Annotated in this window: 13 protein-coding genes; 8 read left to right on the top strand and 5 right to left on the bottom strand. The window is 73.4% G+C overall.

The annotated features are described in order from the left end of the window. Nucleotides 1-11 precede the first annotated feature (11 nt). The gene (gene pdxR / locus ABD343_RS30435) at nt 12-1496 is read right to left on the bottom strand and encodes a MocR-like pyridoxine biosynthesis transcription factor PdxR (RefSeq protein WP_344532749.1); all 1485 of its coding nucleotides are present in this window, start codon (nt 1494-1496) and stop codon (nt 12-14) included. A 149-nt stretch (nt 1497-1645) separates the two neighbouring features. Here pdxR and ald point away from each other — a divergent pair, with 149 nt between their 5' ends. The 3 genes from ald to ABD343_RS30420 all read left to right on the top strand — a co-directional run bounded on the left by ald (nt 1646) and on the right by ABD343_RS30420 (nt 5731). Continuing rightward, a complete protein-coding gene (ald, locus tag ABD343_RS30430; protein ID WP_344532748.1) occupies nt 1646-2761 on the top strand; it encodes an alanine dehydrogenase in 1116 nt (371 codons plus the stop codon). Nucleotides 2762-2806: 45 nt separating this feature from the next. Further along, nucleotides 2807-4198 (top strand): aspartate aminotransferase family protein, encoded by a 1392-nt coding sequence (locus tag ABD343_RS30425; RefSeq protein WP_344532746.1) that lies wholly within the window; start codon nt 2807-2809, stop codon nt 4196-4198. A 72-nt stretch (nt 4199-4270) separates the two neighbouring features. Further along, nucleotides 4271-5731, top strand: a complete 1461-nt coding sequence (locus ABD343_RS30420; protein WP_425578322.1) for an amino acid permease — start codon at nt 4271-4273, stop codon at nt 5729-5731. Here ABD343_RS30420 and ABD343_RS30415 read toward each other — a convergent pair. Beyond that, nucleotides 5721-6371, bottom strand: coding sequence for a nucleoside/nucleotide kinase family protein (locus ABD343_RS30415; RefSeq protein WP_344532744.1), 651 nt, complete (start codon nt 6369-6371; stop codon nt 5721-5723). The two genes, ABD343_RS30420 and ABD343_RS30415, sit on opposite strands and share 11 nt — an antisense overlap. Nucleotides 6372-6488: 117 nt before the next feature. On the opposite strand from ABD343_RS30415, the gene ABD343_RS30410 reads away from it, so the two are divergent. Then, nucleotides 6489-7742, top strand: coding sequence for an alpha/beta hydrolase family protein (locus ABD343_RS30410; RefSeq protein ID WP_344532743.1), 1254 nt, complete (start codon nt 6489-6491; stop codon nt 7740-7742). On the opposite strand, the gene ABD343_RS30405 is transcribed toward ABD343_RS30410, so the two are convergent. Together ABD343_RS30405 and ABD343_RS30400 are read right to left on the bottom strand one after the other, a co-directional pair. Then, nucleotides 7739-8626 (bottom strand): aminoglycoside phosphotransferase family protein, encoded by an 888-nt coding sequence (locus ABD343_RS30405; RefSeq protein WP_344532741.1) that lies wholly within the window; start codon nt 8624-8626, stop codon nt 7739-7741. The two genes, ABD343_RS30410 and ABD343_RS30405, sit on opposite strands and share 4 nt — an antisense overlap. A 27-nt stretch (nt 8627-8653) precedes the next feature. After that, nucleotides 8654-10717, bottom strand: a complete 2064-nt coding sequence (locus tag ABD343_RS30400; RefSeq protein WP_344532739.1) for a glycoside hydrolase family 84 protein — start codon at nt 10715-10717, stop codon at nt 8654-8656. Between the two features lie 176 nt (nt 10718-10893). Between ABD343_RS30400 and ABD343_RS30395 the strand changes: the two genes are divergently transcribed. Together ABD343_RS30395 and ABD343_RS30390 are read left to right on the top strand one after the other, a co-directional pair. Beyond that, complete coding sequence (locus ABD343_RS30395) at nt 10894-11550, top strand: HAD family hydrolase (protein WP_344532737.1); 657 nt, start codon at nt 10894-10896, stop codon at nt 11548-11550. A gap of 120 nt (nt 11551-11670) precedes the next feature. Further along, nucleotides 11671-12213 carry a GNAT family N-acetyltransferase gene (locus ABD343_RS30390; protein ID WP_344532735.1) on the top strand — a complete coding sequence of 181 codons (543 nt, stop codon included), beginning with the start codon at nt 11671-11673 and terminating at the stop codon, nt 12211-12213. Between the two features lie 41 nt (nt 12214-12254). Here ABD343_RS30390 and ABD343_RS30385 read toward each other — a convergent pair whose 3' ends face one another. Continuing rightward, a complete protein-coding gene (locus ABD343_RS30385; protein WP_344532733.1) occupies nt 12255-13049 on the bottom strand; it encodes a class I SAM-dependent methyltransferase in 795 nt (264 codons plus the stop codon). Nucleotides 13050-13504: 455 nt separating this feature from the next. On the opposite strand from ABD343_RS30385, the gene ABD343_RS30380 reads away from it, so the two are divergent. Continuing rightward, nucleotides 13505-14680, top strand: coding sequence for a sensor histidine kinase (locus ABD343_RS30380; RefSeq protein WP_344533106.1), 1176 nt, complete (start codon nt 13505-13507; stop codon nt 14678-14680). Further along, entirely contained in the window at nt 14677-15345 is a 669-nt protein-coding gene (locus tag ABD343_RS30375) for a response regulator (RefSeq protein ID WP_344532731.1), read from the top strand. Before ABD343_RS30380 ends, ABD343_RS30375 begins: the two co-directional genes overlap by 4 nt. The last annotated feature ends 2 nt before the right edge of the window (nt 15346-15347 follow it).

Raw genomic sequence — 15347 nt, 5'->3', positions numbered from 1 at the left:
GGGCCTTGAAGTCAAGCGCCCTCGGGCGCGGATCCCTCCGTCGCCTCCTCCACCAGCTCGCCCAGGATCCGTACGCCCGGGTCGATCGCGGCGAGCTGGGGCGCCGCGAGGCCGATGCGGAAGTGGTTCCGAGGCGGATCGTCTCCCAGGAAATAGAGATCCCCCGGCTCGATCAGCACCCCGCGCCGCTGGGCCAGCTCCGCGAGCCGCCGCCCGTCCAGCCCGGGCGGGCCCGTCATCCAGAGGCTGACGCCGCCGGGCGGCGGCGAGGAGTGCCAGGGCAGATGCGCGTTGACGGCCGCGCAGGCCGCCTCCCACTTGCGCATCAGCCGGGTACGGTAGCGCCGTACGCCCCGGTGGTACTCGCCGGAGCGGATGAACAGCGCCAGCGCCCGCTGGGTGTGCCCCGAGGGGTGGCGCACCGAGTAGCGGCGGATGTCGCGCAGCTCGCGGACGAGTTCGCGCGAGGCGACGAGATAGCCGAGCCGGAGTCCGGGCGCGAGGAACTTGGAGAACGTTCCGAGATAGACGACCTGGCCCGTCTCGTCCAGGCCCTTGAGGGCTGGCGTGGGGCGGCCCTGGTAGCGGAACTCGCTGTCGTAGTCGTCCTCGACGATCACCGTGCCGGACTCCCGTACGAGCGAGAGCAGTTCACGCCGCCGTCCGATACCGAGCGTGACATTGGTGGGGTGGTGGTGGCTCGGGGTGACATGCAGCAGGTCGACGCCCTCCAGGGACGCGGGCGGGCGCAGCCCCGAGGCGTTGACGGGCAGCGGGCGCAGCGCGGCACCGGCGCGGGCGAAGATGTGCCGCGCGTCGAGATAGCCGGGGTCCTCGACGGCGACGGTCGAGCCGGGGCCCAGCAGCGCGCGGCTGAGCAGGTCGAGGCCCTGCTGCGAGCCGACAGTGACCAGCACCTCGTCGGGCTCGGCCCGCACGCCGCGCGCGGGCAGCAGCCGGGTGCAGAGCGTCTCCACCAGCAGCGGGTCGTCGGCGGCGATGCTGTCCTGGAGGCTGAACTGGACGTGCGGGTGGTACAGCGCGTCGTTGAGCGCCCGCGCCCAGGCGCGCGCCGGGAACGCGCGGAAGTCGACCTGCCCGGCCAGGAACGGGTACGGATACCGCACCCAGTCGGTCTGCTTCTCGATGTGCGGCAGCGGATCGCGGCGGGACGGCAGCCCGCGCAGCCGCGCCGACCAGTCGTAGTGCCACGCCGCCGGCTCCTGCTCGACGGCGCAGTACGGGCGCATCTCGCGGTTGACGAACAGGCCCTGCCGGGCACGGGACTCCACGAAGCCCTCGGCGACCAGCTCCTGGTAGGCCGCGTTCACCGTGTTCCGGGAAAGTCCCAGCTCACGGGCGAGCTCGCGGGACGAGGGCAGTCTGCCCTCGGCGTCCACCATGCCCGAGCCGATGCCGTGCTCGATCGCCTTGCGGAGCTGTCGGTAGAGCGGTTCCTCCGACTCCCGGTCCACCTCGATCACCGTGCGTGGCATAGCGCCTCCCGCAGCCTGGTCCCATCAGAGTCGCCGGTCCTGGCACTTTCCGCCGGACCAGTTGAATCCGCAATCTAAACCCCATCGGCGCCGCTGGACAGAAGTCGGACAGACGATCCGACAGATGGTCGGACAGATGGGAGTGCGTTGTGAGGATCGGCATCCCCCGCGAGGTCAAGAACCACGAGTACCGGGTGGCCATCACGCCCTCCGGGGTCCACGAGCTGACCCGCGCGGGCCACACCGTGTGCGTCGAGGAGGACGCGGGCGCTGGCTCGTCCATCGCGGACGCGGACTACAAGGCGGCGGGCGCGACCGTGCTGCGCACCGCCGACGAGGTGTGGGACCAGGCCGAACTGGTCCTGAAGGTCAAGGAGCCGGTGGCCGAGGAGTACCACCGGATGCGCGCGGGCCAGACGCTCTTCACGTATCTGCACCTCGCGGCGTCCCGCGAGTGCACCGAGGCCATGGTCGCCTCGGGCATCACGGGCGTCGCCTACGAGACGGTGCAGCCCGACGACGGCTCGCTGCCGCTGCTCTTCCCCATGTCGGAGGTGGCGGGGCGGCTGGCGCCGCAGGTCGGCGCGTACCACCTGATGCGCGCCGCGGGCGGGCGCGGCGTGCTGATGGGCGGCGTCTCCGGGACGCGCCCCGCGAAGGTCACCGTCATCGGCGCGGGCGTCTCCGGCATGAACGCGGTCGCCGTCGCGACCGGCATGTGGGCCGACGTCACGCTGCTCGACCTGAACGTCGACAAGCTGCGCGCCGCCGACCGGATGTACCAGGGCCGGATCACTACGGTCGCGTCAAACGCGTATGAACTCGAACGGGCCGTCGCCGAGTCCGATCTGGTCATCGGTGCCGTGCTCGTCCCGGGCGCGCGGGCCCCCAAGCTGGTGACGAACCGGATGGTTTCGGGCATGCGGCCCGGCTCGGTGCTGGTGGACATCGCCGTGGACCAGGGCGGATGCTTCGAGGACTCCCGTCCCACGACCCACGCCGACCCCGTCTACCCCGTGCACGACTCGCTCTTCTACTGCGTGGCGAACATGCCGGGCGCCGTCCCCAACACCTCCACGTACGCGCTCACCAACGTCACGCTGCCGTACGTCCTGGCCGTCGCGAACCACGGCCTGGCCGCGGCCTGCCACGCCGATCCCGCCGTCATGCGCGGCGTCAACGTGGTGGACGGCCACGTGACGTACCGCCCCGTCGCCGAGGCGCACGGCCACGAGCCCGCCGACGCGGCGGCGCTCCTGCGCTGACCCCGCCCGCGCCCGTATCCCGCACACCCCGAGGAGGAGAACACCGTGACCGTGACCGAGACCGAGACGACCACCGCATCCGGCCTGCGCGCGAAGGCGCAGGCGCACCTGGGCCAGCACTTCACCCGCCGGGACGCCTGGCAGAGCGACGAACTCCCCGTCTTCGTACGGAGCGAGGGCTGCCACCTCTACGACGAGCGGGGCAGGCGGTTCCTCGACGGACTGGCCGGGCTGTTCTGCGTGAACATGGGGCACAGCCGCTCCGACATCGTCGCGGCCGCCGCCCGGCAGATGGAGACGATGGCGTACTCGACCAACTGGGGCGCCGCGCACCCGCCGTCCGTCGAGGCCGCGAGCCTCATCGCCGGGCTGGCGCCGGGCGACCTGGACGTGACGTGGTTCGTCAACTCCGGCTCGGAGGCCGTGGAGACGGCCATCAAGTTCGCCCGGCAGTACCACAGGAGCCAGGGACAGCCGGGCCGTACGAAGATCATCAGCCGGCATATGGCGTACCACGGCGTGACGCTGGGCGCCCTGTCGGTGACCGGGCTGCCGAAGATCCGCGAGCCGTTCATGCCGCTGCTGGAGGGCGTGCGGCACGTGCCCAACACCCTGGGCGTGACCGGCGACCAGGGCCCCGCGGCCGAACTGGAGTGCGTGCGCGCCATCGAGCGGGCCATCGTCGAGGAGGGCCCGGAGACCGTCGCGGCCGTCTTCGCCGAGCCGGTGCAGAACGGGCGCGGGGCGCTCGTCCCGCCCGACGGCTACTGGCGGGCGCTGCGCGAGATATGCGACCGGCACGGGGTGCTGCTCGTCGCGGACGAGGTGATCTGCTCGTTCGGCAGGCTGGGCCACTGGTTCGGCAGCGGGGCCTTCGGCGCGGTCCCCGACATGATCACCTTCGCCAAGGGCGCGACCTCGGGCTACGCCCCGCTGGGCGGCATGATCGCCCGCGAGCCGCTGGTGCGGGCGCTCTACGACTCGCCGCTGGGGGGCACGTTCACGCACGGCGCGACCTGGGGCGGGCACCCCGTCTCCACCGCCGTGGCGGTCGCCAACATCACCGCGATGCGTGACGAGCACGTGCTCGACAACGTCCGCACGCTCGGTCCCGAACTCCGCGCGGGGCTGGAGGAGATCAAGAACCGGCACCGCGTGGTCAAGGACGTGCGCGGCACGGGCTTCTTCTACGCGGTCGAGTTCGCCGCCGACCGCGACAGCGGCGCGGAGCTGACCGAGGAGCAGTCGGCGCGGGTGCTGCGCGAGGTGCTGCCCGCGGCGTTCCGGAAGACCGGTGTGGTGCTGCGGCCCGACGACCGCGGCGCCACGATGCTGATGATCTCGCCGCCGCTGGTGGCCGACCGCGAGGTCCTGGACGAACTCCTGTCCGGGGTCGCGGTGATGGTGGACGACGTGGCGCGAAGCGTCCACGGCTGAGAGGGGCACACTGTGCGACAGAACAGAACGGCGACCGGTACCGGTACCGGTACCGGTACCGGTACCGAGGCCATGGCCGAGACCGCGCCCGCTCCTCCGTCCGCCCCCGGGGGCCCGGGCCCCGACGGGGCGGTTCCCGACGGGCCGGGTCCCGGAGAACCGGGCGCGTCCGGTGACCCCGGCGGCAACGCGGGGCTGCGGGTCGGCCTCAAGCAGCGCCACATGACGCTCATCGCGCTGGGCGGGGTGATCGGGGCCGGGCTGTTCGTCGGCAGTGGCGTCGTCATCAGCGAGACGGGGCCCGCGTCCATCGTCTCGTTCCTGCTGGCGGGCGGCCTCGCCATCCTCGTGATGCGGATGCTCGGCGAGATGGCGGTGGCCCGCCCGGCGGTGGGCTCCTTCTACTCCTACGCGCGCCTCGCCCTCGGCTCCTGGGGCGGCTTCACCATCGGCTGGCTCTACTGGTACTTCTGGGTCAACGTGGTCGCGCTGGAGGCCGTGACCGGGGCGACGATCATCCACGCCTGGCTGCCGGGCATCGACCTGTGGGTCATCAGCCTGTGCCTGATGGTGCTGCTGACGGCGGTCAACCTCTTCTCGGTGAAGTCCTTCGGCGAGTTCGAGTACTGGTTCGCCTCGCTGAAGATCGCGGCGATCACCGTCTTCCTCGTCCTCGGGCTCGTCTTCGTCGTCGGCCTGTGGCCGGGCGCCCACGCCGACGTGGGGAACCTGACGGGGCACGGCGGCTTCGCGCCCATGGGCATCGGACCGGTCCTGACCTCCGTCATCCCCGCCGTCGGCTTCTTCACCGGCGCGGAGATCGCCGCGCTCGCGGCGGCCGAGTCGACCGAGCCGCGCCGCGCGGTCGCCCGCGCCACCCACTCCGTGGTGCTGCGGGTGCTGCTCTTCTACGTCGGCTCGATCTTCCTCATCGTGGCGATCGTGCCGTGGAACTCCCAGAGCATGGCCGAGGGCCCGTACGTCGCGGCGCTCCAGCACATCGGGATCCCGGCCGCCGACGACGTGATGCGGGTGATCATCCTCGTCGCCGTGCTCTCCGCGCTCAACGCCGGGCTCTACAGCGCCTCCCGGATCGTCTTCGCGCTCACCCGCAACGGGGACGCGCCGCGCGGCCTCACCAAGCTCAGCGCCAACGGGGTGCCGCGCCGCGCGATCCTGCTGGCGACCGTCCTCGGCTACGTCTCGGTCGTCTTCGCCTACGTCTCCCCCGACACCGTCTTCTCCTTCATCGTCCACTCGTACGGCGCCGTGGCGCTCTTCGTCTATCTGCTGGTCGCCCTCTCCCAGGTGCGGCTGCGCCGCCGCCTCGAACGGGAGGACCCGGGCGCCCTGACGCTGAAGATGTGGGGCTATCCGTATCTGAGCTGGTTCACGGTCGGCGCGATGGGCGTCGTCATCCTCGCGATGGCGTTCCTGCCGGACACCCGCATGGACTTCGCGGCCAGCGCCCTCACCCTCGTGGTGATCCTGGGGGCGTACGCGGTACGGCGACGACGGAGCCCTATGAGCTAGGGGCCAGCCGTACCCGCAGGTCGGCGGCCTCGCGGGTGCGGGCGACGATCTCGGCGTTGGCCTGGTCGGAGCCATGGGACCAGGCGTGGGCCTCCTCCGGCGTCTTGCCGTACGCGTGATGGCGTGCGGTGAGGCGCCGGAGGCGCTCGTCCTCGTCCAGGTCGACGTACCAGGACTCGTCCAGCAGCGGGAGCACGGCGGCCCAGGGGCCGTCGGAGAGCAGCAGATAGTTCCCCTCCGTGACGACGAGGCCGACCCCGGGGCCGAACGACAGCTCCGCGGCGACCGATTCCTCGAACTCCCGGTGGAAGCGCGGCGCGTACACGGTCTCGTCGGTGCCGTCGGCGGCGCGCAGCCGGGCGAGGAGCGCCGCGTACCCGGCGGCGTCGAAGGTGTCGGGGGCGCCCTTGCGGTCGCGGCGGCCGAGCGCGGTGAGGACCGCGTTCGACAGGTGGTAGCCGTCCATCGGCAGCAGGCCCGCGCGCGGACCGAGCCCGTCGGCGAGCGCGGCGGCCAGCGTGCTCTTGCCCGCCCCCGGCGGCCCGGCGATCCCGAGGACGGCACGGCCGGGACGGTCGAGGAGGGCACGGGCGCGGTCGAGAAGCGCGTTCAGGGGCAGGGCGGTCGTCGTGTGAAGCACTGACCAAGGTTCCGCCGAGTCCGGCCCGGGGGCAAGCCGTCCTGGGGGATATCCCGTACGCGACTTCTGGTGCTGGCCCACATGGACCCCGGCCGGGGCGCTGAGCAGCATGGACGCATGACTTCGCACCGCTCTCAACGGCCCGTCTCCCGCCGCGCCTTCGCCCTCTCCGGGCTCGCCGCGGCGGCGGCCGTCACGTTCTCCGCCGCCGCGTGGCCCTCCGGCGCGGCCACGACCGCCGGACGCGGCACGGGGGTCCGCGTCCGGCTGCCCGCGCCCACGGGCCCGCACCCGGTCGGCACCGCCGAGGTCCGGCTCGTGGACCGCGCGCGCCGCGACCCGTGGGTGCCCTCGCGCCCGTACCGCGAGCTGATGGTGAGCGTCTGGTACCCGGCGCGGCGCACCGCCGGGCATCCGCGCGCCCCGCACATGCGCCCGAAGGCCGCGGCGCGCTTCTCCGCCGACCGGGCCCCGGGCTTCGGCATCCCGGACGGCACCGTGGACTGGGCGGCCACGCGCACCCACGCGTACGAGGACGCGCGGCCGGACGCCCGCGACGGGCGGCTCCCGGTGCTGGTCTACGCGGCGGGCGCGGGCGACCCGCGCACCTGGGGCACGGTCCTGGTCGAGGAGATGGCGAGCCGCGGCTATCTGGTGATCACGGTGGACCACACCTACGAGTCGCCCGCCGTCGAGTTCCCCGACGGCCGCGTGCTGGACAACGCGCCCCTGATGAAGGCCATGGAGGAGGCGCAGAAGGACGGCACGTTCGTGGAGCTGCTGGGCCGCATGCTGCGCGCCCGGGTCGCCGACACCCGCTTCGTGCTGGACTCGCTCGGCGCGCTGCCGCACGGCCTGTCGCGGCGGGCCGACCCGCGCCGCGTCGGGGCGTTCGGCCAGTCGGCGGGCGGCGTGGCCGCCGCGCAGAGCATGTACGAGGACAAGCGGATCGCCGCCGGTGTCGACCTGGACGGCACGCTGGAGCTGAACCAGAAGCCCCAGGGCACGAACCTGCTGCCCGTCGCGGAGCACGGCCTGGACCGTCCGCTGCTGCTGATGGGCAGGGAGGGCAGCGACCGGCGGACCGAGCCCTCGTGGCGCGCGTTCTGGTCGCACACCGAGGGCTGGCACCGCAACCTGACGCTCCGGGGGTCCAAGCACCAGTCGTACACCGACCTCCAGTCGCTGATGCCACAGGCCGGGCTGCCGGAGAAGACGGTGCGCAAGGCGCTGGGGACCGTGGACCCGGACCGGGCGAGGGCCGCCGAGCGGGCGTACGTCGCCTCCTTCTTCGACCGCTGGCTGCGCGACCACGACGACCGCCTCCTCGACGGCCCGTCACCGCGCTTCCCGGAGATCGACTTCGTCTAGACCCCGGTCAGGGCGGAGGTGATCTGACGTGAGGTCTGCGCCGCGACGCGGGGGCTGACGGCGGCGTACGTGGTGTACGCGTTGAGCCCGGTGGCCAGCGCCCAGCCGCGGCCCCGCAGCCAGGTCGCGTCGTCGACGCCCAGCGCCGCACGGAAGACGTCCCTGGTGCCGGCCGAGAGCAGGGTGAAGGCGATCATCAGGTCGATCGCCGGGTCGCCGACGCCGAGTTCGCCGAAGTCGATGACCGCGCTGAGGCGGCCGTCACGGGTCAGCAGGTTGCCGGTGTGGAAGTCGCCGTGGAACCAGACCGCCGGTCGGTCCCAGCCCGGGGCGGCCAGCGCCGCGTCCCACAGCGCGGTCATCGCCTCCGCGTCGAACACGGCAGCCGTCGCGGCGATGGCCTCCCGGACCCCGGCGTCCCGCGCGGCCAGCGCCTCCCCGGCCAGGCCGGGTCCCTCCCCCGGGGTGCGGCTCTGGAGCGCGGCGAGGAACTCGGCGAGCCGGACCGCGGCCTCCGGCGAGCCGGCGAGCTTCCCGGCGCTCGCGGCCTCGCCGTCCAGCCAGCGCGTCACCGCCCACGGCCACGGGCAGCCGAAGCCGGGCTCCCCGACCTCGACCGGCACGGGCACGGCGAGCGGCAGGTGCGGAGCGAGCCGGGGCAGCCACTCGGCCTCCTTCCTCGCCTGCCCGGCCGCCCCGGCGTGCCGGGGCAGCCGCACGGACAGTTCCTCGCCGAGGCGGTGGATCACATGGTCCGAGCCCGCCGGCTCCAGCAACGTCAACGGCAGCCCGGCCCAGCGCGGGAACTGCGCGTCGACCAGGCGCCTGACGAGCGCGGTGTCGATGGCGACGCCGTCGACGGCGTCAATGGCGGTGTCGGACAAGTGTGCTCCCGTGGTCGGCCGACCCGATCAGCCCTGGTCCCGCTGCGTGCCCTCGCCGTCCGTCTCCTGGCGGACCTTCTCGACGAAGTCCTCCAGGAACGGGTCGCCGAGCTTCACCGGGCCCACCTGGTGGTGCTCCTCCGGGTCGACGGTGATCTCCGAGGCGGCCTTGGCGGCCTCGTCCATCGCCGCGCGTTCCTTCGCCGCGCCCGCCTCGTCGCCGTCACGCTGGGCGGCCAGCGCCCGCAGGCCGTGGCGCAGCGCGCCGCCCCACAGCTCCGTCGCGTCGAGCCAGCGGTCGGCGTCGGCGAGGAAGAAGCGGTCGGCGACGCCCTCGCGGAGCGTCGCGGGGGCGCGTACGAGGGCGTCCACGACGGGGCGCAGCTCGCGCAGCGCGCCCTCGGGATCGGTCGCGTACCGCTTCCAGAAGGACTCCAACCGGCCGCTCAGCACCGGCGACTGCGGCTGCCAGGGCGTGTCGCCGAAGGTGGGTGCGGCGTGGTTGAGGTCGACGAAGAGGCGCAGCGCCTCGGTGGTACGCGCGTCGCCGCCCGCGAGATAGCTCGCGGCCTGCTCGCCGGAGCGCTCGCGGTCGTAACCCTCGTCGTTCCAGGCGAAGTCGGCGATGGTGAAGACGCCGAGCTTGCTGGCGGCGGCCTGGTTCATGGGGTTGGAGACGAGCCCGCTGACGTGCCCGGACAGGCCCCGCTCCCGCTTGTCGTAGGGGGCGAGGAGCAGCCGTCCGCGGGTGTTCGCGAAGTCGTTCACCGGATAGTTGTCCCAGACGAACACGTCCCGGCCGAACAGTTCGGAGGCGCGGGCCGCCTGCGCGTTGGTGATCTCGGGCGGGACGACGTCGGTGCCGGTCCACATGATCTCGATGCCCTCGTCGAGCTTCTCCCGCAGCACCTTCTTGTACGCGCTCTCGGCCAGGTCGCCGTACTCGGTGGGGACGGTCTGGAGCGGGTGGGTGCCGGGGTGGGTGGCGACGAACTCGCGCTGCACGGCGTTGAGGAGGCTCACCTGCGCCTCGGCGGCGGGGCCCTTGCCGGGCTCGCCGAACGCCTCGCGGTCCGCGTCGCAGTTCCACTTGGTGTAGCTGATGTCGTCCAGCGGGACGGAGAACGCGCGTACGCCCAGGTCGTAGACCGACTGGAGCTTGGCGACGAGCGCCTTCACATCGTCCGGGTCGGAGTAGCAGATCGAGGTGCCGGGCGAGAGCGCGAAGGTGAAGCGCACATGGTTGGCGCGGGCGCGGTCGACGAGCTGGCCCAGCTCGGCGAGCTTGTCCTCGGGGTAGGGCTCGCGCCACTTCTCGCGGTGGTACGGGTCGTCCTTGGGCGCGTACACATAGGTGTTGGACTTGACGTCGCCGAGGAAGTCCATGTGGTCGAGGCGCTCGGCGGCCGTCCACGGCGGGCCGTAGAAGCCCTCGATGGTGCCGCGCAGCGGCATGGCCGGGCGGTCGCTGACGGAGGCGCCCGCGATGACGCGCCGCGCCGCCCGCTCGCCGCTGTCGCGAGGGCCGGGGCGGCCGGCGTGGTGGCCGCCTCCCGCGATGAGCTGACGGAACGTCTGCACCGCGTAGAACTGCCCGGCCGCGTCCGTGCCGCCCAGCGCCACGGTGCCGCGCCGCGCGTCGTCGCGCCGCACCCGCAGCCCGTACGCCTCGGCGCCGTCCGGGACCTCGGTGCCGCGCAGGGCCCGTGCGATGTCCTCGCGCCCGGCCTCGCCCAGCAGGACGGTGAGCGCGGCGCGGCCGGAGGGGCGGGTGCGGATCTCGGGGTCGCGCACGCCGTGCGTGTGCAGCACGTCGGTCAGCAGCCGCCGCGCCGCCTCGTCCGTCTTCCGGCCGACGACGATCTCGGTGTCGACGGCGAGCGGCACGTCGGCGCCCGCGCGGCTCATCTTCCGCGGCGCGGGCGAGACGACGGGCAGCGGGTCCTCGGAGCGGGACTCCTCGGTGCGCGCGTCCTCGGACGAGCGGGACGACGAGGAGGACGCGGCGGAGGGGACGGCGACCGCGGGCGCCGCGGCGGCGAGAAGCGCGAGCGCTATGAGCGCCGCGTACGGTCTGGCGACTGCTGACATGCGGACTCTCCCGAGAGCGCCGGTGGGTGCAGCGAGCACCCTTCAGCGTCTGTGCCACCTCCGGGCTCGTCAAGGCCCATGCGGCCCCCTCGTCTCCCTGGTCACCGACGGCGTCCCGGGCCCGGGTAGGGTCACGGGCGGTTCCGCGACGTACGGGTGTGCGAGGGGTTGAGAGAGTGAGCAGGGGTCTGCTGGACGGTGTCGGACTGGTCGTCTTCGACTGCGACGGTGTCCTGGTGGACACGGAGACCATCGGTCCACGGGTCCTCTCCGCGATGACGACGGAGCTGGGCTGGCCGCTCGGTCCGGACGACATCCGCCGCCTCTTCCTGGGCACCTCGGAGCCGTACCTGCTGGCGGAGGTCCGCGCCCACGCGACGGAGCCGGTCCCGGAGGGCTGGCTCGCCGAGTACCGGGCACGGCTGCGCGCCGGGTTCGACGAGGCCCCGCACACGATGCCGTACGTACGGGAGATGCTGGACACGCTCGAAGCGCGGGGCCTCCCGTACTGCGTGGCCTCCAGCGGGGCGCACGAGAGGATCCGGCACTCGCTGACGGCGACGGGCCTGTGGGACCGGTTCGCGGGGCGGGTCTTCAGCGCGGAGGACGTCGCGCACGGCAAGCCGGAGCCGGACCTGTTCCTGTACGCGGCGGAGAAGTCGGCGGCCGAGCCGGGCGACTGCCTGGTCGTCGAGGACAGCCCGGCGGGCGTCACCGCGGCGCTGGCCGCCGGGATGCCGGTCGTGGGGTACGCCGGGGGCCCGACCCCGGCGGAGTGGCTCGGGGAGGCGACGCGCGGCGTGCTCACCGACCTCCGGGACCTGACGCGCTGACGCACTGATGCGCTGAAGCGTTGATGCGCTGACGCACCGCCCCGCCGTCCCGCCGTCCCGCCGCCTCCCGTACCGGGCGCCGTTGATCGCCCCCCGCGCGCGGCACTAGCGTGTGCGCGCATGACAACGGAAGACGAGGTGCGGCTGCGCCCCTTCGCCGAGGACGATCTCGACGTGCTGGACCGGTTCCGTACCGACCCGGAGGTGCCCGGCCCCTTCCAGTGGTTCGGCTGGGCCGACCCGGAGGCGTGGCGCCGGCAGTGGGCGGAGGACCGGCTGCTCGGCGGGGAACAGGGCAAGTTGCTGGTGGTCCGGGGCGAGGAGCGGCTCGGCTTCGTCTCCTGGCGGAGGATCGACGGCGGCCCCGTGACGCACTCGTTCTTCTGGAACATCGGGATAGTGCTGATGCCGGAGGCGCGCGGGCGGGGAGCGGGCGCCGTGGCCCAGCGGCTGCTGGCCCGGTATCTGTTCGCCCACTCCCCCGCCGCGCGGGTCGAGGCCGACACGGAGGTGGACAACACCGCGGAGCGGCGTTCCCTGGAGAGGGCGGGCTTCACCCAGGAGGGGGTGCTGCGCCGCTCGTTCTTCCGCGACGGACGCTGGCGGGACGCGGTCGTCTACAGCATCCTGCGCGAGGAGCTGGACGGCGACTCCGAGAGCTGACGGGCCCGCCCGGGGGTCCCGGGGCCCTGGCGGTCGACCGTTCAGGCCGGGTGCGGCTCCCGGACGCCGTGGGTGACGCGGATCTTGGACTGCCCGTGCGGCAGCTTCTCCCAGTCGTCCATGAACCGCGCCGTGAGGCCGTACTTCTCGGCCAGGGCGACGAGCGTCTCGGTGCGGTAGTAGAAGTCCTCCCGCAGCACATGGTGCTCCTCGCCCTCCGTACGGTCGAACGTGAAGTCGAACCAGCCGCCGGGGGCGAGGATCCGGCCGACGTGCGCGAAGCACTCCTCGATCACCGGGAGCGGCGAGTGCGAGAAGACGCTGTGCGCGTGCACCACGTCGAAGTGGGCCTCGGGCAGGAAGCGCAGGGTCAGGTCGCCGACCGGCGTCAGCGTGGGGAGCTTCCGCTGCAGCTCCATGTTCACGACCGTCTCCTGCGCGGCGACGAGGATGTCGGGCGAGATGTCCACGCCGTAGTAGTGCCCGGGCTCCAGGTGCCGGATGAAGCGCCAGCCCGCCCGCAGGTTGCCGCACCCGATCTCCAGCATCCGGTGTTCGGGGAGCAGCCCGTGGCCGAGCAGGTAGTCGAACTGCATCTCCCCCAGCGCCAGCCACCGCTCGCGGGTGGAGCTGCCGACCGCCGCGTTCGGGTCGGCCCGGGTGTCGGAGCGCATCACCGCGCGGTAGTACGCGACGTGGTCCGGCGAGCGGTACCGCAGCCAGGCGTCCCGCGCGGTGCGGACCACGTGGCGCGGCACCCGCTCGGGGTGCCGCAGGGCGTAGGCGAGGCGATGTCCGAGGGCTGCGCGGTTGACCGTCACGTTCTTGGCTGGCACGGGTGTTCCCTTCTCGACGGATGGTGCGGAACGCGATACCAGCGTGTACGCGAGAACGCCGCATACCCGGGACCGTCGGGCTCCGGCGGGGCGGCGGTTCGACGCACGGGATTCAACCGGTTGGGTGTTGCGCAAACGCGTCTGGGACGCTAGGCAGCCCGGACCGTCCGGAACGGAAGCGAGAGGCTGGTCGAGGCCGTATGAGGACGCCGTCGACGACGGCGGGAACGGATCCCGCGAGGACCGCCGACGGCGGCGGCACGGGCCCCGACGGTACGGCGGGCCCCGATGACGTGACGGGCCCCGACGCCAACAGCGCTGCCGATTCCGGCAGTTACGGCAGTTACGGCAGTTCCGGCGAGGGCGGCGGTCCCGGCGGCGCCGGAGGCTTCGCGCGTCTCGCCGGGTCCGGGGAGGGCGGGCGCGACCCCGACGGGCGGTGGCTCCGGGCCGTCATGGACGTCGCGTTCTTCCTGCTGCTGGGCTCGTCCCTCGTCCGGTACCTCTCGCACGACCGGGACGGCGCGCGCACGGCGTGGACCGTGGCGCTGTTCGCCGTCTTCGGGCTGCTCTACGTCCTCGGGCGGTTGCTGGCGCCCGCGCCGCGCGCCGGTGCCCGGCCGACGGCGCGTCATCTCGCCTGGCTGGGCTGCGTATCGGCGGTCTGGATCGTCCTGCTGGCCCTCGCGCCGAGCGCGACGTGGTGCGCGATGCCGCTGCTCTTCGCCGGGCTGCACGCGCTGCCCGCGCGCATCGCCGTACCGGTGGCCGCCGGGCTCACCGCGCTGGTCGTCGCCTCCCAGATGCGGGTGTCCTCCGGAGGGATCAATCCGAACATGGTGGTGGCGCCCCCGGCGATGGCCGCCGTCGCCACCGCCGTCCTCGTCCATCTGCAGCGGCAGACCGCCCGGCAGCGCGCACTGATCACCGATCTGGTCCGCACCCGTGCGGACCTCGCCGCCACCGGAAGGCGGGCCGGTGTCCTGGCGGAGCGGCAGCGGCTGTCCTCGGAGATCCACGACACCCTCGCCCAGAGCCTCTCCAGCCAGCAGATGCTGCTCCAGGCCGCGGAGCGCGTCTGGCGTTCGGATCCCGGCGCGGCCCTGGAGCACGTACGGAGCGCGGCCGGTGTCGCCTCCCGCGGCCTCGTCGAGGCCCGCCGGTTCGTGCAGGACCTTGGCCCGGCCGACCTCGCGGAGGGCTCTCTGACCGAGGCCCTGGGCGCGCTCGCCGAGCGCGAGAGCCGCGCGGGCGGCGGGCTGACGGTGGCCTTCCGGCCCGACGGCGTCCCGGACCCGGCGCTGCCCGAGCGGATCGAGGCGGCGCTGCTGCGCATCGCGCAGGGCGCGCTGGCCAACGTGCGCGAACACGCCCGCGCGACACGGGTCGTCATGACCCTGACCGTCCTGGACGACGAGATCTCGCTCGACATCGCCGACAACGGCCGCGGCTTCAGGGCGGAGGACCCGCAGGACATCGGCGCGGACCGGGCGCGCGGGCACGGGCTGCCCGCCATGCGCATCCGGGCGGGGCAGGTGGGCGGCGCCCTCACCGTGGAGTCCGCGCGGGGCGAGGGCACCGTGGTGTCCGTCGCCGTACCGCTCACCCACACGAAGGAGCACACCCCGTGACCCCGACCGCGCCGATACGGCTGCTGCTGTGCGACGACCACGCGGTCGTACGTGCCGGGCTGCGCGCCCTCCTCTCCAGCGCCGAGGGCATCGAGGTCGCCGGGGAGGCGGGCAGCGGCGAGGAGGCGCTGGCGATGGTGGCCCGCGTCCGGCCCGACGTGGTGCTGATGGACCTTCAGCTCGGCGACGGCATGGACGGGGTGACGGCCACCCGGCGCCTCGTGGCCGGGGGCGGGGAGGCCGAGGGCGGGGAGGGCACCGACGGGCCCGCTCCGCGCGTGCTCGTCCTCACGATGTTCGACACCGACGCCGACATCACCCGCGCCATCGAGGCGGGGGCCACCGGCTATCTCCTCAAGGCCGAACGGCCGGAGGAGCTGTTCGCCGCGATCCGGGACGCCGCCTCGGGCCGTACCGCGCTGTCGGCCCCGGTCGCCGACCGCGTGCTGGCCCGGATGCGCAGCCCGCGCCCCGACCTGTCCGAGCGGGAACGGGAGATCCTCGGGCAGTTGGCACGCGGCCTGGCCAACCGCGAGATCGCCCGCGCCCTCTTCCTCAGCGAAGCCACGGTCAAGAGCCGCCTGCGCCGCATCTACGACAAGCTCGGCGTGGACACCCGTACGGCGGCCGTCGCGGTCGCCAAGGAGCAGCGCCTGCTTCCCTGAGG

It is taken from the genome of Streptomyces albiaxialis (assembly GCF_039530985.1).
In the GTDB taxonomy this organism is placed as follows: domain Bacteria; phylum Actinomycetota; class Actinomycetes; order Streptomycetales; family Streptomycetaceae; genus Streptomyces; species Streptomyces albiaxialis.
This window is presented reverse-complemented; position numbering and strand designations above follow the sequence as displayed.